Origin of the sequence: Nocardia sp. NPDC051030 (assembly GCF_040683015.1) — a bacterium.
In the GTDB taxonomy this organism is placed as follows: Bacteria; Actinomycetota; Actinomycetes; order Mycobacteriales; family Mycobacteriaceae; genus Nocardia.
In genome coordinates this window covers 311,198-329,504 of sequence record NZ_JBFBCD010000008.1, presented here as the reverse complement: position 1 = coordinate 329,504, position 18,307 = coordinate 311,198, and the positions used below count along the sequence as shown (strand labels likewise).

Below are 18,307 nucleotides of genomic sequence, written 5' to 3'. Positions count from 1 at the left end.
TGGCGGTGGCACACCTCGGGGTTACACGCCGCTGTCGTTGTCACAGTGACGCGGTCCACACGGGCGAATCCGCCCGATTCTCATGGTCTTGACCTGTGGCAACCCTGGTGTGACAAGGGTTGCCAATCCGGTGTTCCTGGCACACCGCTTCCGTTGACAGTGGTGTTCCAGCTGAAGTTGCCCCGCCGATGCTGCACACCGGATCAATCCAGGAAGGGCAGGTGGGGAAATGTCTACAACACGACGTACGGGAATCGCCGCCTTGCTCGCTGCGGCGGCCGCGGTGGGACTACTGGCCTGTAATGCGCACACCGCCTCTGCCGACACGGTGCCGGACAAGAACCGGGTCGTGGATACCGATGACGGCTGGCAGCTCTCGATCACCAAAACCGGCGAGAACCTGGACCGGTATCCGAACCTGGCCGCGACCATGTTCACCCGCGAAGGCTTCGTCGCGTTGAAGGCCGTCGCCGAGGTGAGCGGCACCGGTTCGCAGCCCATCTCCGCGGGCACCTTGACCCTGGGCTATCAGATCGGCTGCCAGGTCGACGTCTCCAGCGGGCTGACTCTGGGCTTGGGATTGTCCATCGGTCCCAACGCCTCGGTCACCATCTCCCAATTCCCGGGCGTGACCGTCGGTGGGCAGGCCGCCATCAACCCCAACATCTCCACCACCCTGCGTCCCGGCTCGATCGCCACCATCGACTTCGGCACCAAACCCCTGGCCACCAATCGCGCGTCCATCACCGCCGATCAGGTCGAGGTCAAGATCGATGCCTGCATGGGCCCGGTCACGCTGCGCTCCTACGCGACCGCGCGCATCTCCACCCCGACCGCGGACAACTCGGTCACCGTCTACGGCGACCCCATCTGGCTCTAACCACCACAGCTTCGGTGCTGACCACCAAACCCTTTGGTGCACACAAGCTTTCCCGGAACAAGGAGAACCGACGATGACCCACACCACCCCCGCGCACCGTGTCCAATCACGCTCCGGAACCGCGCCGCAGCCGGTGAACCCCACCATTGTCGCCGTTGGTGGCTTGGCGCTGGGTCTGCTGTTGTTGATCGTGGCGTTCGCGAACCTGAACCGGATGCCCGACTGGGCCGATGACTACGGCGCGGTCGTGGTCTATCTGGCGTTCTTCCTCTACATGTCGATCGCCGGACGACTCACCTGGTGGGGCATCGACGCCCTGCGGGAGCAGGTCAAGACTCGTCGGGAACAGCGATGAGTGCCCGGCTGGCCCGGTACGCCGGATTCGCCTTGGCCGCAACGGTTATCGGCTTCGGTGTCGGCGCAACGGTTATGTCGGAGGCGCCGACAGCGTCTGCGGTGCCGTGTGCGGAGTGGCAGGCCATGCACCCGGGCTGGCCGTGCATCGACACACCCACCGTGCCGCCGGGTGGCCCGCCGACGTTCGCGACTCCACCACCTGTGCCCTCACAAACGCCCTCACAGCCCGGCAGTGGCGGCGGTGTCGGCGCAGGCGCACTGACCCCGCCGCCCATCGCGCCCGGAAACGGCATACCGATCGTGCCGGTCCCCGGTGCCGAAACCCCGGTCCTGCCCGGCAACCAGCCCCCGGCACCCGTAGCACCGCAACCGGTATCAGTGTCCCCGGCACCGGAAACGGTTCCGTTGGCACCGCCCCAGATCAGTGACGCCCCTGCGCCGAGCGTGGCGCTGGAGCCGCCGCGAACCCCGACCCCCGGTCCGGTCGCGCCGCCGACTTCGAGCCCGGCCCATGTCGATACCCCGGCCCCTGCACACGACGGTGGCGATGGACGGATTCCGTTGCTGCTGCTGGCCGGTGTCGCTGCGTTCCTCGCTCCTGCGTTGCGTTTGCGGGGCGGTGGTTCCTCGCAGCAGTATGTGAATGCTGCCGGTGGTCTACAGGGTGAATCGTCGCCGATAGTTTCCGAGTCGAGTACGGATCCGCTCGGGATTCAGCGTGTTCTTCCCGGCGGATATGCACCTTCGCGGTTATCGTCGAAAAACTTCGATGAGAACCCCGGCATGGCCGGCGTTGATCCCCTTGGCAAAGGCCCCTCCAGTGCAAATGGCGGCGATGTGTCTATCGACCCAGACAAGGTGCCGGGTGTGATGGGTGCACGGTCAGGAAACCCGAACTGGACCGCCATTCACCCCTGGACCCAACCCGCCAACCCCTCCGCAACCAGGCTGGACCGCGCCGGAGCCCATTCGCTGACCGACACCGGTTTCGCTGACCGTGACCCAGTCCGCTCGCGGTCCTCGGCTCGGACACCGAGCCTGGTCGAGGCGGCCGGACGCACCCGCGAGCAGACCGGCCGACCGGTGCGGGGCGGCGAGCCCATCGAAAGCAGTGACCACGCCCGGGACCGTAGTGCGGTGCAGCCTGCGTCCCGGTCGGTGCCGTCGGCCACTCACGCACCTTCCCTGCAATCCGTGGATCCGGTCGCAGGATCGGCGGGCCGGTCCGACGTGTCCGGTCAGCTGCGAGGGCTGTTCGGCATCCTCGACCGGAACCGACGACGTGACCGGAAAAAGAGTCGACGCGCCACGAGCGCCGACCACGCCACGACCGCCAACACGGTCGCCCCGGCCACCGACACTCAGCAACCCGCGCCCCGCGTTGTCGCGGAGGTGTCCAACCGGTTCATCGACCAGACCAGCGATGCCACAACCCCGACCTCGGCCGACAACCCGACAGCCGTGGCCGACCGCCCGGTCGAAACCGGTGCGTCGCTGGGCGCGCAGACCGCCACCCGCACCGTACCCGGAGGCGAAACACCCGCCGCCCAACCGGCAACCGAGATCGCTCGTGCTCTCGGTGCGGCAGTCGATCAACAACTCCGCCGTCAAGTACGCCGCGACGCCCCACCCGGAACCGACGGCCCCTCCACGCCCGACGGGCCGACCGCTCCACAGCCACCCGCCACAACTCGCGTCCCGGCATCGCCGACAGCAGCACCGGCGAGTGGCCCCACGGACACCGCGAGTCCCCTGAAAGGCCTTGCCATTCCTGCGGCAGAGCCGATCAGCAATGGCGAAAATACAATCGAATTCAACACCCCGCTGGCAGATCTTGGAGACCATTATATCGTCCACCTCGGCCCAAACGGAAAGCCCGACGCCGCAGCGGTCTTTGAAAACGGAAAAAAGGTTGTCGATATCATCTTCAACTCAGATGGTTCAATGGAGTTATATCTTCCGGACCTCAGTATCTGGCATGTGGATCCCGATGGGACCGTGACTCAAACCGCACCATCCGTAAAGCAGGCAACCGGAGCGGCATTGGATCTCCTGAACAGTCTGTCGGACAAGACGCCTATCCTGGGTAAACGCCTCAAGGCATTTCTAGAGCTCGGTGGCGCGATTTTGCAGGCAATACCTGACCCCTCCGCGCCATCTGCACCGGAGTTACCAGGTGAAACCAACCCGGTAACGCCTAATGTTCCGAAACCATATTTTCCACCTGACGCCCGGTCGGGTCCGTGGGCTAACGGTCAGGACATCCATCCCGGAGGAGCTGTACCTCAAACACGCCCGGGATCGTGCGTCTCGGCATGCGGTGAAATGCTCAGCGATGGTCGTGTAACCCAAGGCGAATTCTTGGCCGTCATGGGAGAATGGTCCAATCCGATTGCACTGGCCAAGGCACTGAACGAGAGGGACAACTCTGGACCCTGGCGTGGTGGGTACTTTCCGGATGGAGATACCGCTTTGGCTGTAGCTCAGAGCGGTATGGTAGCGCTGACTCTGCGCGCACCAGGCGTGAAGGGTGAGCACATGGTGGTGACAGAGCCGCTGCCGAATGGAAATTTTCTCGTCCGAGATCCCCTTCCAGGGGTTACCTACGAAGTTGGGCCGGATTGGATCAAGCAATATGCCACAGGAGGAGTATTTCGGTGAGTACAGCCATTCTCAGGCAAGTAACGCATATTTCGGACGATGAATATCTCCTCGTCTTCGATCAAGACGGGTCCAAATTAGAGGTCGTCTGCAATATCGATATCCGCGGAGGCATACCTTCGGCGGCTTTTGACCCCGCCGATCTGGTGACTTTCGGGCACCTGGGCGACACGCGACCGATTGTAGCCGTAGTTTTGGCTCTGAAGCGTGCGCGCGATGGCTCTGCTGATTCCGATAGGTAACTCGATCAGTAAACATCCGTATATCCGATTACAGGCTTGCTGTACGGGGCTATTCCGGTCAGCGGTAAGTCCGGGTTGTGACCTGTCTGAAGTGCCGGCGTGCGGGGTTGAGCCGGCGGCACACAGGGGTGGAGGGGGGAACGGTGAATCAAGCCCCGATTGTCGTGGCCATAAGCGCGGATCTGGCGCGGATCCGCTGCTAGAGGGCCTTTCTTGGCGACAGTGACACGTCCCGGATGTGACCGCTTTTGTGACCGTTTTCTGGGTGATGGACCAAGATCTGGGCTGATCTCGAGTTATGGATGAGGCCCCGCTCCGGAGTGTCTCCAGGGCGGGGCCTCGGGCAGAAAAGAGCTGCTAGAAGCTACTTTTCAGGGGTTGACGGGCCGCTACTTGCAAGCGGCCTTCGCCTCGCGGCGACGGCGGTGCAGGATCGGCTCGGTGTAGCCATTGGGCTGCTTGGTGCCCTCCAGGACCAGTTCCTTGGCGGCCTGGAATGCGATGGACGCGTTGAAGTCCGGAGCCATGGCGAAGTAGTTCGAGTCGCCGGCGTTCTGGCGATCCACGACCGGGGCCATGCGCTCCAGGGAGGCAATGACATCCGCCTCGGACACGATGCCGTGGCGCAGCCAGTTGGCCACCTGCTGGCTGGAGATGCGCAGGGTGGCGCGGTCCTCCATGAGCCCGATGTCCTTGATATCCGGCACCTTCGAGCAGCCGACGCCCTGATCGATCCAGCGGACCACGTAGCCGAGGATGCCCTGGGAGTTGTTGTCCAGCTCCTGCTGCTTCTCGGCGTCGGACCAGTTGGTGTCCTGGGCCAGCGGGATCTCGAGGATCTCGTCGACGGTGGCGCGCGGGCCGCCCTTGGCGATCTCGGCCTGCCGCTTGAACACGTCCACCAGGTGGTAGTGGGTGGCGTGCAGGGTGGCGGCGGTCGGCGACGGCACCCAGGCGGTGTTCGCGCCCGACTTCGGCTGGGCGATCTTCTGCACCAGCATCTCGGCCATCAGATCGGGCATGGCCCACATGCCCTTACCGATCTGCGCCTTACCGGGCAGGCCGGTGGCGATGCCGGTGTCGACATTCCAGTCCTCGTAGGACTTGATCCACTGCTGGGCCTTCATCTCGGCCTTGCGGACCATCGGCCCGGCCTCCATGGAGGTGTGGATCTCGTCGCCGGTGCGGTCCAGGAATCCCGTGTTGATGAAGACGACGCGGTCCTTGGCGGCGTGGATGGACGCCTTCAGGTTCACCGTGGTGCGGCGCTCCTCGTCCATGATGCCGACCTTGAGGGTGTTCGCGGGCAGGCCCACGACGCCTTCGATGCGGCCGAACAGCTCATTGGTGAAGGCGACCTCGTCGGGACCGTGCATCTTCGGCTTCACGATGTAGACCGAGCCGGTGCGGGTGTTCTTCAGCTTGGTGTCGCCATTGAGGGCGTGCTTGGCGGCCAGGACGGTGATCAGGCCGTCCATGATGCCCTCGGGGACCTCGAAGCCGTCCTTGTCGATGATGGCGTCCGAGGTCATCAGGTGACCCACATTGCGGACGAACAGCAGCGAGCGGCCGTGCAGCACCAGCTCGGAACCGTCGAGCGCGGTGTAGACGCGGTCGGCGTTCATGGTGCGGGTGAAGGTCTTGCCGCCCTTCGACACCGACTCCGCCAGCTCGCCCTTCATCAGGCCCAGCCAGTTGTGGTAGCAGAGGACCTTGTCCTCGGCGTCCACGGCCGCCACCGAATCCTCGAAGTCCATGATCGTGGTGACCGCGGACTCCAGCACCAGATCCTTGACACCCGCGGTGTCGGTGGAACCGACCGGGGAGCTGGGATCGATCTGGATCTCGATGTGCAGGCCGTTGTGCTTGAGCAGGATCGAGGTCGGGTTCGCCGGATCGCCCAGGTATCCGACCAGCGTGTCGTTATCGGCGAGGCCGATGTCGGTGCCATCCTCGAGGCCGACCACGAGCTCGCCGTCCTCGATCGAGTACTTGGTCGAGCCGATATGCGAGCCGGTGATCAGCGGCACGGCGTCATCGAGGAAGTTGCGGGCCCATTCGATGACCTTGTCACCGCGGACCTTGTTGTAGCCGGTGCCCTTCTCGGCGCCGTTCTCCTCGGAGATGGCGTCGGTGCCGTACAGCGCGTCGTACAGCGAGCCCCAGCGCGCGTTCGCCGCATTGATGGCGAAGCGGGCGTTCATCACCGGCACGACCAGCTGCGGTCCGGCCTGGGTGGCGATTTCGGCGTCCACGTTCTCGGTACCGATCTTGAAATCGGCCGGTTCGGGACGCAAGTAGCCGATCTCGGACAGGAACTGCTTGTAGGCAGCCTTGTCGTAGCCGGCGCCGGGGTTGGCGCGGTGCCACTCGTCGATCTTGGCTTGGATGTCGTCGCGTTCTGCGAGCAGAGCCCGGTTACGGGGGGCCAGGTCGTTGATGACGGCCTCGGCACCCGACCAGAACGCGGCGGAGTCTACGCCGGTACCGGGAAGAGCCTCGTTCTCCACGAAATCGTGAAGGACGCGCGCGACCTGGAGACCGCCGACCTGAATCCGCTCTGTCATCTACTGCCTCGTTTCGAGAAAGCCGGGTGGGCTGTGATGTTCGGTAAAAAGTACGCCTGTCATGTTACTCGTGGGTATGAGGCGACCCACTCGGGTCCCGCGGTTCCGGGTCTTGCGGCGAGTCTTGATTGTATCGGCCGGTACATTTAATGTACTGCTTGGAACATTTACCCGGTCCCGAGCGCGAAGGTGCGATTCATGGGAAAGTCCTTGTCAGGCAAGGTCATTGTGGTCACCGGTGGTAGCCGGGGGCTCGGGCGCGAGATGGCGCTGGCCTTCGCGGATGAGGGCGCGGACCTGGTCATCGCCAGCCGCAAGCTGGATTCGTGTGAGGAATTAGCCACTCTCATCCGGGACAAGCACGGGCGACGGGCCCTGGCCGTGGCGTGCAATGTGGGCGACTGGGGGCAGTGCGAGGCGCTCGTGGAGGCCGCCTACGCGGAGTTCGGGCGGGTTGACGTGCTGGTCAACAATGCGGGCATGTCGCTGCTGTACCCGAGCTTGGACCAGGTGTCGGAGAGCATGTTCGACAAGGTCATCGCGACCAATTTGAAGGGGCCGTTCCGGTTGTCGGCATTGATCGCGGCGCGGATGGCTGTCGCCGGTGGTGGGTCGATCATCAATATCTCGTCCATCGAGGCGGTTCGGCCCGAGCCCATGGCGGTGCCTTATGCGGCCGCCAAGGCGGGGCTCGAGAATCTGTCGGCCGGGCTGGCACAGAGCTACGGGCCTGCCGTGCGGGTCAACACCATTCGGCCCGGAGCCTTCGACACCGATATTGCCAAGGCGTGGCCGGAAGAGATGCGTACGGCCCTGTCGCAGGTGAATGCGCTCCGGCGGATCGGTGCGCCCGCCGATATCGTCGGGGCCGCACTGTTCTTCGCCTCCGACGCCTCGGCCTTCTGCTCCGGAGCCACCTTGGCATTGGACGGTGGCTGGCGATGACCGCCGAGGTTCCGGCCCGGCGGCGCGGGCGGCCACCCGCCTCGGAAGCGAGCCCGGGGGAGACTCGGGAACGGATCATGCGGGCGGGCATGGAACTGTTCGCGGAGAAGGGATTTCACGCGACCAGCGTCGGTGAGATCGGCGAGCGGGCCGGGATTCAACGTGGTGCGCTGTACTACCACATCAAATCCAAGGAAGAACTGCTCTTCCAGATCCGGCGCGGGTACACCGCGCACATGCTCGAGGCGGCGGAGCAGATCGCTGGTGCCGATGACGAGCCGATGGCCAAGCTGCGCAACCTGATTCGCAGTCATGTCCGGCTGATCATCGAGCATCGTCATGAGGTCACCATTGCGCTGCGCGATGCCGGAGCGCTGACCGGCGAACGTCAGGCCGACCTGCAAGAACTGCGTGACGGTATTCAACAGTGCTGGCAGCGCGTCGTCGACGAGGCCTACGCGGCAGGCCGCCTGCGCACCAATGATCACGTGGTTACCAACAGCATGGTGGCCATGCTCAATATGGTCAGCGCCTGGTACCGGCCCGACGGCGAACACACCCCCGATCAGATCGCCGACATTCTCACTCTCACCCTCCTTGACGGTGTCTCTACACCGGCATCGAACAAGACGAAAGGCTGACCATGGCTTGGGATTTCGACACCGACCCGGAGTACCAGAAGAAACTGGACTGGGTTGCCGAGTTCGTGAAGAGCGAGGTCGAACCCCTCGACCTGCTCTACCCGGAGCCCTACGACCGCAAGAACCCCGAGATCCGGGCGCTCATGAAACCCTTGCAGGAGAAGGTGAAAGAGCAGGGCCTGTGGGCCTGCCACCTCGGCCCCGAACTCGGCGGCCCCGGCTACGGTCAGGTGAAGCTGGCGCTGCTCAATGAGGTGATCGGCACCTCCAAGTGGGCTCCGCTCGTTTTCGGTTGTCAGGCACCGGATTCCGGTAATGCCGAGATCCTCGCCCACTTCGGCACCCCCGAGCAGAAGGCGAAATACCTACAGCCCCTGCTCGATGGCGAAATCGGCTCCTGCTACGTCATGACCGAACCCACCGGCGGCTCCGACCCGACCGCCTTCCGCACCCGCGCCGTGCGAGACGGCGACTCCTGGGTCATCAATGGCGAGAAGTGGTTCAACTCCGCCGCCGAATTCGCCGCCTTCCACATCGTCATGGTGGTCACCGATCCGGACGCCGAACCCCATAAGCGCCTGTCCATGTTCATCGTCCCCGCCGACACCCCCGGCCTCGAAATCGTCCGCAACTTCACCGTCCCCGGCTTCAGCGAAAACGAGGGCCACCTCCGCTTCACCGACGTCCGCGTCCCCGCCGACGCCCTCCTCGGCGCGGAAGGCCTCGGCTTCATCGTCGCCCAAACCCGCCTCGGCGGCGGCCGCGTCCACCACGCCATGCGCACGGTCGCCATGGTGCGCAAGGCCTTCGACATGATGTGCGAACGAGCAGTTTCCCGCCCCATGCGCAAGGGCGTCCTCGGCGGCCTCCAAATGACCCAGGAAAAAATCGCCGACAGCTGGATAGAAATGGAGCAATTCCGCCTTCTCGTCCTCCGCACCGCCTGGCGCATCGACAAGGAACAGGACTACCGCAAGGTCCGCCACGACATAGCCGCCATCAAGGTGGCCATGCCAAAAGTCATGCACGACATAGCCCAACGCGCCATGCACCTACACGGCGCAATCGGCGTAAGCACCGACCTCCCCTTCGTAGACATGATGAACTACGCCCAAGTAATGGCAATCGCCGACGGCCCCACCGAAGTCCACAAAATCACCCTCGCCAAAGAAGTCCTCAAGACCTACGCCCCCGCCGACCCCGTCTACCCCTCCGGCTACCGCCCCGCCCTCCGAGAATCCGCCCGAGACCTGGTAGCCCGCCGCCTGGAACACACCGTCGGCAACCTCTGACAACCGAACTCCCCTGATCGACCCGAACGCCCGATCAGGGGAGCCGCTCATTACAGCCCGTCCCTCATGATCACGGAAGCTCTCCAGTGAAATCGGGTGCGAGTGCGCAGTCGATCCAGGCCTCGAGTTGCTCTGGATCGGTGCATGTGGTGATCCGATCACGGGTCGCCGAAGAGATGGCGGCACCGCGGAACTCAAGGAATCGGAGCAGATTGCGGGCGGCCTCCTCAGCCCGTCCTTCAGCCACGTAGGTGCGGGCGAAGTTACTTTGATATTCGTACTTGGTCGCCATCAGTGCCTCCAGACGGTGTTGCGCTGCGTCGGACAGCGCCGTGAGCACAAGGTCATAGTACATTTTCGCGTGTTCATCATCGGCGTGGTGCAGCCCTACCAGCAGGGCCGTGAACACCGCATCGGCGTCGCGGCTCTCGCCGTGGGCAATTGCGGACAATACTGCTCGTTCGGGAACAGCAGCCGCGTCCTCGGGATCGGTGACCGGCGGAATCCGCTCCGGGCCGAGGACGAGGGGCCGTAGAACCAGCCCCGGATGGCCGAGCTCGATCGGTTCTCGGCACCACGCTGCCACTCCTGGCTGCGGCGATACGACCAGCAAATATGTTGGACACTGAAGCCGGGCACGCAATGTGCTGATGTATACCGGCCAGCTCCATTGGCGGGTGCTGTCCTTTCCGAGTTGGATCTCCACGACGATGCCGACGAGTGGAGCGCCCGCATCGTCGATGAGAACCAGGGCCGTGTCCTCGCGAAACTCACGCGGCTTGATATCAGTGAAATCGCAGGAATCTGTGCGAGCCCCGCGAAACTCGGGCATCGGAATGCCGAAGACATCTGTCAGGAACCATGCCGCCAGGGTGGGCTGCGTTCGGAAGAGCTCGATCAATCCCTCGTGCATGAATGACGGCATGGGCTTGAAAGGTACACAGGCGAGCGGCGTGGAACATGGAAATCGACTGCGCTTCTGCGTACTCCGCAGATTCTCAAGCGTGTCGCAGTTTTCATGTCGATCTTGAGAATTGGTTATGTCAATTAGTTGAGGGGGCGCGGTGTTGGGGAGCTAGGCGGCGTGTTCGAGTTCCTCCAGCTCCTCGGCGGCGGCCTCGCTGTTCAGGTCTTCGAGCATCTCCTTGCTGAAACCGAAGAAGTAGGTGGCGAGGAAGCCTCCCGCGTAACCGACCAGCAGGCCGCCCGCATAGATGGCGACGGCGGGGCCGATTCCATTGCTGCCGTCCAGAAGTGGGAACAGCGCCAGGCCGGATGGGCCGATCGCCTTGGAGCCGACCGTGGTGCCGATCTGAGAGACCAGGCCGATGAACCCGCCACCGAGCGCGCCACCGATGCAGGCGGTGATGAACGGGCGGCCCAGGGGGAGGGAGACGCCGTAGATGAGCGGCTCGCCGACGCCGAGCAGGCCGGCGGGCAGGGCGGAGCGGATGGTTTTGCGGATTGCCTTGTTGCGCTTCAGACGTAGGGCGATGGCGATGGCCGCGCCGACTTGACCCGCGCCGGCCATGGCCAGGATCGGGAGCAGGACGGTGTAGCTCTGCTGCTCGATGAGCGTGGTGTGAATCGGGATCAACGCCTGGTGCAAGCCGAGCATGACCAAGGGCAGGAACAGGCCGCCGAGGATCAGGCCCGCCACCGCACCCGCATGCGTGAGCAGCCAGGTGGCGCTGTGGCCGATGGCAGTCGAGACCTCACCGGCGATGAACATGAGGACGAACAGCGTCACCAAACCCGAGATCAGCAGGGCCAGCGTAGGGGTGACGAGCACATCGAGAGTTTCGGGAACCCAACGGCGGAACCATTTTTCGAGATAGGCGCACAGGACGGCCGCACCCAGTGCGCCGAGTACACCGCCTTGCCCGGGACTCAGATGCTGACCGAACACGACGATCTTGGCGACGCCCGCGTACACGATGATGCCGCCGACCGCGCCGCCGAGGATCGGTGTGCCACCGAACTCCTTGGCCGCGTTGTATCCGACGAAGACCGAGATCAGGCTCATGAAACCGCCCGAGATGGCAGCCAGCGCGGGCTGAATGCCGTTGAGCCAGTGCAGGTTTATCAGCAGGCCATTGATGCCCGCGATAATGCCTGCGGCAATCAGCGCCGGGATCAGCGGAACAAAGATATTGGCGATCCTGCGCAGAAATAGTTTGAAGGGGGTTTCGTTGCGGGCCTTCTGTTTTGCCTTCAAAGCCGCGCCTTCGGCGGCGAGCCGTTCGGCGTCATTGCCCGCAGGCTTACCGGCAGGAACGGCGACCCGGTGCTCATCCACCAACTTCCCGAATGCCTCGGCGACCTTGGTGACCGCGCCGGGACCCAGCACGATCTGGTAGGTATCGCCATCGACGACGCCCAGCACCCCGTCGTAATCCTTGATCCGCTGGTCCGCGACCTTGCCGGGGTCATTGATCCCCAGCCGCAGCCGGGTCATGCAATTGGCGACCGAATTGACGTTCTCCGCCCCGCCGACGAGGTCGAGCAGATCGGCGGCGAACGTGCCGTATTTATCCATGGTGCAGGCTTTCTCAGTGGCGGGTGCGGGCCAGGGCCTCGCGGAGGTGTCCGTCGGTTTCGGTGAGCAGGCGGGCGGCGGTCGGACCGTCGACCTCGCCGAGCAGGATGAGAATGGCGTTCTTCACCTCGCCATCGGCGGCGGTGAGGGCGGCTTCGACGGCGTCAGCCCCGGCTCCGGTGGCGTGCGCGACCAGGCGGCGCGAACGCGCTTCGAGCTTCCGATTGGAGGATCGAACGTCGACCATGAGATTTCCGTAGGTCTTGCCGAGCCGGATCATGGTGATGGTCGAGATCATATTGAGGACCAGCTTTTGGGCGGTTCCCGCTTTCAATCGGGTTGAGCCGGAAACCAATTCGGGACCGGTGACGACCTCGATGGCGAGATCGGCGGCAGCGCCGAGGGCTGATCCGGAGTTGCCCGACAACCCGACCGTGAATGCGCCCCTGGCCCGTGCGTGTTCGACCGCGCCGACCGCATAGGGGGTGCGGCCGGAGGCCGAGATACCGATAACCGTGTCCTCGGCGGTGAGGCCGAGAGCATCGAGATCCATTGCAGCGGCATCGGAATCGTCCTCCGCACCCTCCACCGCCTGTGTCATGGCGGCCGCCCCGCCCGCGATCAGCCCGGTCACCTGACCCGGCGCGGTATTGAAGGTCGGCGGCGCTTCACTGGCATCCAGCACGCCCAGACGGCCCGCCGTCCCCGCACCCGCATAGATCAGCCGCCCACCGCGCGCCATCCGCTCGGCGATTTCCTCTATGGCACGGGCGATTTCGGGAATATGCTCCCCGATGGCAGCCGGAACGCGAGCATCCTCGGCATTCATGAGCCGGGCGATCTCCGCCGTCGGCAGCGTATCGATATCGGCCAGTTCGGGATTGAACGCCTCGGTGGCGAGACTCGCGAGCTGAACCTGGAGTTCGGCATAGGGGCCGGTCATGGGGCGGCTCATTTCTGCTGAGGATGTCGGGCCGCGAGGGCCTCGTGGGAGGCGATCAGTCCCTGGCGAGCGGTGTCATATGTGCGTTGCACGACACCGATAAACAGGCAGTCGATAACCAGCAACTGGCTGGTGCGGCTACCCATGGCGGCCGGGCGTAACGCACTCTCCTGCCCCGCCGCGGTGGTCAGCACATGGTCGGCGGTGCGGGCGATGGTTCCCGCCGGGCGACTGGTGACGGCAACCGTGGTGGCCCCGTTCTCGCGTGCGCGCCGAAGCGGTTCGAGCACGTCGATAGTGCTGCCGGAGTGCGAGATCGCGATGGCGACATCGCCCGCGCGCAACTGCACCGCGCTGGTGACGGCCAAATGCAATTCGGTGTGTGCATGCGCAATGAGCCCGATACGCAGCAACTTCTGTGCGAGATCAATGGCGACCAGCCCGGACGCGGCAATCCCATAGACGTCGATACGCCGGGCTGCGGCGAGCGCCTCGACCGCACCCCCGAGCTGTGCCACATCCAGCAGTGCGGCGGTATCGGCCAGCACCTGCCGCTCTTCCCTGGCGAGTTTGGCGATCACCGTGGACAGGGGATCGTCCACTTCGACGACGGTCAGCGCCTCCGGTCCCATGTTCTCCTGGCTCGCAGCCAGTGCAGCGAGCGCGCGCCGCAGCTCCGGATATCCGCGGTATCCAAGGGTGCGCGCGGTCCGCGAGACCGTCGCTTCGCTGGTCCCGGTGCGCTCCGCGAGCCGAGTGACGGTGAGCTCAGCGCAACCCGCCGGATCGGCAGCAACGGTCTCGGCGATCCGCTGCATGGCCGGAGTCATGGAGGGAAGGAGGGCGCGGACACTCGCACGCAACGCGCTCGTCGAGCGCGGCGAAGCCAGGGGCCCTCTGGAAGATTCCTTCTCCGCTGAACTCACTTCATGAAGATAATTTTCACGAACCGGCAAGTCAATGCCGCAGCCGCGCTAGAAATTCTGGGTCAGTCCGTCCTCGGTTCGATCCAGAGGGCTTCGGCCAGCGCACACAATTCGCCATCGGAGGTGGAAAGGGCTACTGCGACTGTGTGTTTGCGGCCGTCGCGGTGCAGGGGCCAGGCGTGGGAGATGTAGTCGGCGCCTGCTGGTATCGGGCGGAGTTGGGTGGCTGTGAGGGCGGCGGTCAAGGCGCCTCGGCCCATGCCGGAGTAGATCCAGGCGGCTAGGCCGCCGGGGCAGTCGAGGGCGGACCAGACCAGCTCGGGTGGGAGGTTGCCGTGTTCGTCGCCCAGTGTGGGGTCGGGGGTCCAGGCGGCGACGATCAGTTGCCGTTCCTTTACTGACCACGGGAACAATCGCAAGCCGCGCGGGGAATCGATGCCGCATCCGAAGCAGTCGGTGCGGACGCGGGCGGGGGAGGTCAGGGCGGTTTCGGTGGCTCGCTTCGCATCGGACCAGGAGGGGGCGGGTAGCGGGTCGATGGTGAGTTCCGCCGGGGTGGCCTCGACGAGGAGAGTGTCGTCGGGGGAAGTGAAGGCGGTGCGGCCATCGCTCGAAGCCGTGAGCAGCAGCGGGGTTTCCACGAGGACGGCACGGCGGAAATCGACGCGCACGGTATCGACACTACTGCGACCAGCCAGCAGGCCCGCGACATAACCTCCGAACGCCACGCCGGGATAGCCGTGTGCGTACTCGGGGATGATTCGCGGCTCCGCCTCGGTCATGGTGCAGCCCAACCTCTCCCGGCCGGATGGCCGTCCACTCACTCGACGATACCGAGGCCCGGACTGCGTACTCAGTGAATTTCAGCACGTCAGGACAGGGGTTGCGCGTTCCGCTGTGCCAGTAGCAGGGTCATGAGCCCGGCTTCCTGGCTCTGTGTGGTGATCATGCCACGCGCGGATTCCTTCACCGGTCCGGAGGTGACCAGGCCGTCGGCCGCCTGCGCCATGGCCACGCCGCCGCGATGGTGGCGCAGCATGAGTTGCAGGAAGAGAGTTTCGGCGTCGGAGCCGCGGGCAGCGGCCAGTGCGTCGAGTTCGGCCAGCGTCGCCATGCCGGGCATGCTGTCGGCCGAGGCGGCTGTCGACGTGGTGCTCATGCCCGAATGATTGTGCCCGCCACTGTTTTCGGTCTTCATCCAGGCCATCGGATGCGAGGAGGTAGGCGAGGCATTCGCCAGGCGCAGCCAGCCCATGAGCGTGCCGATCTCCATGCGCTGGGTATCGGCGATCTGCTGGGCCAGCTGACGCACACCGGGATCGACGCCGGAATCCAAGCGCTGCACCATGATCAAGGCCTGCTGATGGTGCGCCGCCATGTCCTGCACGAAGCCGACCTCGACCGGTGTGAGTACCGCGGGTGCCGACTGATTGTCGGTAATCACCAACGGCCGCAACACCATTCCGACAGCCACGAGGGCGAAGGCGAGCGCGGCGAGTCCCGCCGCGCGCAGCCATCGATTGCCGGTCACGACCCGACCACGGACCGCTGATCGGCGGGCGGCGTGTACACCTCATCGGCGAGCTGCAACACCATGAAGCCATTGTCATTGCAGGTGGTCCACAGCTGGCTTCCATGCCACTCCGGCGGCGCGAAGCACCAGTCGGTGGACAGATCACCGAACGCGATCATCCCGGTGCGAGACGAAAGCGCCTGGGACGGATCGAATTTGCCCTCCAGCAAGGCGCGTGCCGCCGACGGGAACTCCATGACCGGCACGCCGATGAGCGAGGCCAGCGCGTGCGGCGAATTCCACAGCTCCAGATTGCGGCCCTTGCGGGCGGGCGGATTGAAATACGCGATCTCGCGGGCATGGAACGGATCCCGCACATCGAACACGCGAATCCCGGATTCCTCCCAGCCGCACGCCAATGCGGTCGGATTTTCCGGCCGGTCGGCCGCGCAGTAGTGCGCGTCATAGGAGAACACCGACCCGCCCATGGCCGAGGCCATCGCCGAATCCTGGTTCTCCGGCAGGTTGATCTCCAGCTTGATCTTCGCGGCGACCGTCGGATTCGTCTCGTCGGAGATATCGATGAGCTTCACCCCGCCCGCCCCGCCCTCGTCCACGGTGAACAGGAACGGCTTGCCGTCATAGGTGACCGGAATGCTGTGCTGCGTGGCCCACCCGTCCGTCCAGAACACCCGGCCGAGGTGGGGGACCTGCGGATTCGGGTCGCGCCGCTGCACCGCGCTGATATCCAGCACGGTGAAACCACCCAGCGCGGACAAATACATGCGATTGCCGTCCGGGCTGATCCCGAACCCGTGCGCCTCGATCCCGGTGAGTCCCTGCCAGATCACATGCGGATTCGCGGGATCGGTGAGATCGACCGCGCTCACGAACCCGGGCGCGATGCCCGAAGCCCAATAGGTGCGGCCATCGGGGGAGAATCCGCCCTCATGCGTCGTAATCGGCAGCGGCATCAGAAGATTCGTGCCCGACCCGGTATTCAGCAGTCGCGGGTGCGCGCAATCGGAGATGTCGTACACCGACAGATATCCCGCACCCTCACCGACGGGAACGCCGGTGCCCACCAACAACTTCCGCTCGGCATTGACCTTCAGCGACTCCCAGGTCCCCGCCAGCATGGCCGGTTCCGCAAGATTCCCCGTAACCACCGGATTGGCCGGATCGGAGACATCCAGCACCTGCACGCCCGAAGCGGGCCCAAGAATGTTTCCCGGGAACATCGACCCGGTATACGAGCAGTTCTCATAGGTAGCCGACGTGATGCCCGCGCCCTTACCGACGTACCCGCCGACAAACGACATATTGCAGCGATACCCCTGAGTGCTGCGCCCGCTATTGCGTTCGTCGGCCGGAACATCCCCCTGCAACCCGGTCTCCGGCAGCGAATCCGCCCCGCAGTCCGCACGCGGCACCGAAGTCCGCCCGACATCGAAGAACTGCTGCACAGCATTCCCGATATCGTCCTGCAAATCGGCCGAAGCTCCACCGATCGGCAGCACAGCCGCACACATAGCAGCCGCAGCCAACATGCCCGCAGGCCTCGACCGCCGCATTCCCGCTAACCGCCTCATCGCGGTCCCCCGTTCCCTCAGAGCTTGACGCCCGTGACCGGCGGCACATGCCCATGCCGACTGTGGTCCCGGTTACGTCTCGGAACGATAACGCACAAACTGACCGATCGGTAGGGTCGACACGAAGCAAGTTCCAGAGATCGAATTCGCCCCGACTGCGGCAGGCATCGTCGACGAACTCTCCGCACTAGCCGAGGGCGGGCTCGAATCCTATTCGCTGTGGTTCCCGGTTCCCGCCGACCAGCTGGCCGATGCCCTGGCGTGGACAGCACAGGAGGTGCTGCCCCAGCTGGTTGGCGAGTAACGGTCAGTAGGAACCCTTTACGGCGTGGCGAGCAGGTCTCGGCAGGCATCCAGGAGGCGGGTGCGCAGGGTCTCGGCGCGGGTGGCTATGTCGGCCTGGCCGCGGACGTATTCGGCTCGGCCCTGAGGGGTTTCGATGCGGATCGGCTCGTAGCCGAACTCGGCTAGGTCGTAGGGGCTGGCCTTCATGTCGAGTTCGCGGGCGGCGCAGGCTAGTTCGAAGCAGGACAGCAGGAGGTCGGAGCCTATTAGTGGGGTGAGCTTGAAACCCCATTTGTAGATATCCATATTCGCGTGAAGGCAGCCGGGCTGTTCGCGGTCGACCTGGTCTTCGCGGGTGAGCGGCTCGATATTGAGGGGGACGGCCTCGGGGGTGAAGAAGCGGAAGGCGTCGAAGTGGGTGCAGCGCAGTTGCATTGATTCGACGACTGCGTCGGTGCCTGCCGAGCCGAGGCGGAGGGGGACTTGTTGGTGGCGGACTTCGTCGGTGCGGTAGACCATCGCCCATTCGTGGAGGCCGAAGCAGGAGAGTTGGGCGGGGCGGGTGGCCGTTGCGGAGAGGAGTTGGGTGACGAATTCGATGGTGCTGCGGCGCTTTTCGAGGAAGGTTGGGTCGGCGGTCCAGCCGGGATTGTCGCCGGGGAGCGAGATCTGGTGGTAGCCGCGGGCTTCGGAGTATTCGGTGGCGTCGAGGAGTGTGATGCCGTGGCCGGGGTGCCAGCGCTTGAGCTGGGCGGGTTTGTGGCCGTAATAGGTGAAGAGGAAGTCGATCACGGGGTGTTTGGAGCCTGCCGCCCGGCGTTCCAGGTACGGGCCGACCAGGGCGTCCACGCGGCCGCGGTGGGCGGCGGCGCGGGCGCGCCAGTCGGGGCCCGCGAGGACCTGGGTGTCGGACAGCAGGCTCAT

Annotated in this window: 16 protein-coding genes; 7 read left to right on the top strand and 9 right to left on the bottom strand. The window is 64.8% G+C overall.

What is annotated here, in order from left to right; all coding sequences use genetic code 11:
* Window positions 1-229: 229 nt before the first annotated feature.
* The 4 genes from AB0N05_RS27050 (at window position 230) to AB0N05_RS27035 (ending at window position 4,140) form a co-directional block, all read left to right on the top strand.
* A complete protein-coding gene (locus AB0N05_RS27050; protein WP_364698736.1) occupies window positions 230-880 on the top strand; it encodes an MspA family porin in 651 nt (216 codons plus the stop codon).
* Window positions 881-953: 73 nt separating this feature from the next.
* Window positions 954-1,235, top strand: coding sequence for a hypothetical protein (locus AB0N05_RS27045; protein WP_364698734.1), 282 nt, complete (start codon window positions 954-956; stop codon window positions 1,233-1,235).
* A gap of 563 nt (window positions 1,236-1,798) precedes the next feature.
* Window positions 1,799-3,898, top strand: coding sequence for a hypothetical protein (locus AB0N05_RS27040; RefSeq protein WP_364698732.1), 2,100 nt, complete (start codon window positions 1,799-1,801; stop codon window positions 3,896-3,898).
* Complete coding sequence (locus tag AB0N05_RS27035) at window positions 3,895-4,140, top strand: hypothetical protein (protein WP_364698730.1); 246 nt, start codon at window positions 3,895-3,897, stop codon at window positions 4,138-4,140. Before AB0N05_RS27040 ends, AB0N05_RS27035 begins: the two co-directional genes overlap by 4 nt.
* Before the next feature lie 389 nt (window positions 4,141-4,529).
* Here the strand turns inward: AB0N05_RS27035 and AB0N05_RS27030 are convergent, their stop codons facing one another.
* Window positions 4,530-6,707 carry a malate synthase G gene (locus AB0N05_RS27030; RefSeq protein ID WP_364698728.1) on the bottom strand — a complete coding sequence of 726 codons (2,178 nt, stop codon included), beginning with the start codon at window positions 6,705-6,707 and terminating at the stop codon, window positions 4,530-4,532.
* 198 nt (window positions 6,708-6,905) lie between these two features.
* Here AB0N05_RS27030 and AB0N05_RS27025 point away from each other — a divergent pair, with 198 nt between their 5' ends.
* From AB0N05_RS27025 to AB0N05_RS27015, 3 genes are read left to right on the top strand one after another with little or no spacing between them, the layout of a single operon-like run.
* Window positions 6,906-7,652, top strand: a complete 747-nt coding sequence (locus AB0N05_RS27025; protein WP_364698726.1) for a glucose 1-dehydrogenase — start codon at window positions 6,906-6,908, stop codon at window positions 7,650-7,652.
* Entirely contained in the window at window positions 7,649-8,293 is a 645-nt protein-coding gene (locus tag AB0N05_RS27020; RefSeq protein WP_364698724.1) for a TetR/AcrR family transcriptional regulator, read from the top strand. Before AB0N05_RS27025 ends, AB0N05_RS27020 begins: the two co-directional genes overlap by 4 nt.
* Window positions 8,294-8,295: 2 nt before the next feature.
* The gene (locus AB0N05_RS27015) at window positions 8,296-9,585 is read left to right on the top strand and encodes an acyl-CoA dehydrogenase family protein (RefSeq protein ID WP_364698722.1); all 1,290 of its coding nucleotides are present in this window, start codon (window positions 8,296-8,298) and stop codon (window positions 9,583-9,585) included.
* Window positions 9,586-9,655: 70 nt separating this feature from the next.
* On the opposite strand, the gene AB0N05_RS27010 is transcribed toward AB0N05_RS27015, so the two are convergent.
* The 8 genes from AB0N05_RS27010 to AB0N05_RS26975 form a co-directional block, all read right to left on the bottom strand.
* A complete protein-coding gene (locus AB0N05_RS27010) occupies window positions 9,656-10,510 on the bottom strand; it encodes a hypothetical protein (RefSeq protein WP_364698720.1) in 855 nt (284 codons plus the stop codon).
* Window positions 10,511-10,660: 150 nt separating this feature from the next.
* Window positions 10,661-12,124 (bottom strand): PTS transporter subunit EIIC, encoded by a 1,464-nt coding sequence (locus tag AB0N05_RS27005; RefSeq protein ID WP_364698718.1) that lies wholly within the window; start codon window positions 12,122-12,124, stop codon window positions 10,661-10,663.
* A gap of 13 nt (window positions 12,125-12,137) precedes the next feature.
* Window positions 12,138-13,079 carry an N-acetylmuramic acid 6-phosphate etherase gene (gene murQ / locus AB0N05_RS27000; RefSeq protein ID WP_364698716.1) on the bottom strand — a complete coding sequence of 314 codons (942 nt, stop codon included), beginning with the start codon at window positions 13,077-13,079 and terminating at the stop codon, window positions 12,138-12,140.
* Entirely contained in the window at window positions 13,076-13,993 is a 918-nt protein-coding gene (locus AB0N05_RS26995; protein ID WP_364698714.1) for a MurR/RpiR family transcriptional regulator, read from the bottom strand. Before AB0N05_RS26995 ends, murQ begins: the two co-directional genes overlap by 4 nt.
* A 62-nt stretch (window positions 13,994-14,055) precedes the next feature.
* Entirely contained in the window at window positions 14,056-14,775 is a 720-nt protein-coding gene (locus tag AB0N05_RS26990; RefSeq protein WP_364698712.1) for a PaaI family thioesterase, read from the bottom strand.
* Window positions 14,776-14,864: 89 nt separating this feature from the next.
* Window positions 14,865-15,524: a DUF305 domain-containing protein gene (locus AB0N05_RS26985; RefSeq protein ID WP_364698710.1), complete on the bottom strand. Its 660-nt coding sequence runs from the start codon at window positions 15,522-15,524 to the stop codon at window positions 14,865-14,867.
* Complete coding sequence (locus tag AB0N05_RS26980) at window positions 15,521-17,098, bottom strand: hypothetical protein (protein WP_364698708.1); 1,578 nt, start codon at window positions 17,096-17,098, stop codon at window positions 15,521-15,523. The genes AB0N05_RS26985 and AB0N05_RS26980 overlap by 4 nt, the downstream gene beginning before the upstream one ends.
* A gap of 321 nt (window positions 17,099-17,419) precedes the next feature.
* Window positions 17,420-18,307, bottom strand: coding sequence for a 3-methyladenine DNA glycosylase (locus tag AB0N05_RS26975; protein ID WP_364698706.1), 888 nt, complete (start codon window positions 18,305-18,307; stop codon window positions 17,420-17,422).

What these genes read in the sequence shown, in the direction of transcription:
- AB0N05_RS27050 (WP_364698736.1), top strand. Translation starts at nt 230, where the DNA reads ATGTCTACAACACGACGTACGGGAATCGCCGCCTTGCTCGCTGCGGCG.
- AB0N05_RS27045 (WP_364698734.1), top strand. Translation starts at nt 954, where the DNA reads ATGACCCACACCACCCCCGCGCACCGTGTCCAATCACGCTCCGGAACC.
- AB0N05_RS27030 (WP_364698728.1), bottom strand. Translation starts at nt 6,707, where the DNA reads ATGACAGAGCGGATTCAGGTCGGCGGTCTCCAGGTCGCGCGCGTCCTT.
- AB0N05_RS27025 (WP_364698726.1), top strand. Translation starts at nt 6,906, where the DNA reads ATGGGAAAGTCCTTGTCAGGCAAGGTCATTGTGGTCACCGGTGGTAGC.
- AB0N05_RS27020 (WP_364698724.1), top strand. Translation starts at nt 7,649, where the DNA reads ATGACCGCCGAGGTTCCGGCCCGGCGGCGCGGGCGGCCACCCGCCTCG.
- AB0N05_RS27015 (WP_364698722.1), top strand. Translation starts at nt 8,296, where the DNA reads ATGGCTTGGGATTTCGACACCGACCCGGAGTACCAGAAGAAACTGGAC.
- AB0N05_RS27010 (WP_364698720.1), bottom strand. Translation starts at nt 10,510, where the DNA reads ATGCCGTCATTCATGCACGAGGGATTGATCGAGCTCTTCCGAACGCAG.
- AB0N05_RS27005 (WP_364698718.1), bottom strand. Translation starts at nt 12,124, where the DNA reads ATGGATAAATACGGCACGTTCGCCGCCGATCTGCTCGACCTCGTCGGC.
- murQ (WP_364698716.1), bottom strand. Translation starts at nt 13,079, where the DNA reads ATGAGCCGCCCCATGACCGGCCCCTATGCCGAACTCCAGGTTCAGCTC.
- AB0N05_RS26990 (WP_364698712.1), bottom strand. Translation starts at nt 14,775, where the DNA reads ATGACCGAGGCGGAGCCGCGAATCATCCCCGAGTACGCACACGGCTAT.
- AB0N05_RS26980 (WP_364698708.1), bottom strand. Translation starts at nt 17,098, where the DNA reads ATGAGGCGGTTAGCGGGAATGCGGCGGTCGAGGCCTGCGGGCATGTTG.
- AB0N05_RS26975 (WP_364698706.1), bottom strand. Translation starts at nt 18,307, where the DNA reads ATGAGCCTGCTGTCCGACACCCAGGTCCTCGCGGGCCCCGACTGGCGC.